Source organism: Streptomyces sp. SID13726, from assembly GCF_010548375.1.
In the GTDB taxonomy this organism is placed as follows: domain Bacteria; phylum Actinomycetota; class Actinomycetes; order Streptomycetales; family Streptomycetaceae; genus Streptomyces.
This window is the reverse complement of record NZ_JAAGLY010000119.1, coordinates 1-688: the sequence shown is the minus strand read 5'-3', so window position 1 is coordinate 688 and position 688 is coordinate 1. Positions and strand designations below refer to the sequence as shown.

At 70.2% G+C, this 688-nt stretch carries 1 protein-coding gene; it reads right to left on the bottom strand.

Annotation, left to right across the window (positions count from 1 at the left end; all coding sequences use genetic code 11):
* On the bottom strand, positions 1–673 hold a 673-nt coding region (locus tag G3I78_RS46670), incomplete at its 3' end, for an alpha-amylase family glycosyl hydrolase (RefSeq protein ID WP_343244019.1).
* Positions 674–688 lie beyond the last annotated feature (15 nt).

Here is a 688-nt window from a genome sequence, read left to right as displayed (position 1 = left end):
CCGGCGTGTACGGGAACGACGTCGCGGCGTCCAGCGCCGGGAAGTCGCCGGTGCCCGCGTGGTCCGCCGGGTCGAACGCGGTGCCCTCCGCGTCGCGGTACGGCGTCGTGGCCTGGTCGACGTACGAGTACTGCTTCTGCTCGTTGTCGATCACGTCGGCCGTGTGGTTCGTGATGATGTCGAAGTAGACCTTGATGCCGCGGTCGTGCGCCTCGTCGATGAGCGCCTCGAGCTCGGCGTTGGTGCCGAGGTGCGGGTCGATCTGCGTGAAGTCGGTGATCCAGTAGCCGTGGTAGCCCGCCGAGGCGTCGGCGCCCGTGCCCTGGACCGGCTGGTTCTTGAACGACGGCGTGAGCCAGATCGCCGTCGTGCCCAGGCCCTCGACGTAGTCGAGGTTCTGCCGCAGGCCCGCGATATCGCCGCCCTGGTAGAAGCCCTTGTTCGTCGGGTCGAACCCGGACACGAGCGGGTCGTCGCCGAGCCCGGCGGTGTCGTTCGACAGGTCGCCGTTCGCGAACCGGTCGGTCATGACGAAGTAGAAGCGCTCGTCGGACCCGGGCTGGCGCACGGGGGGCACCACGAGGTCGGCGTCCTGCGCCTCGTCGTAGCCGCCCGCGAGCCCGAGCGGCGTGAGCGCGATGCGGTGGGTCGACTCGTCGAACGTGACGCGCACGGTCGCGTCGCCGCC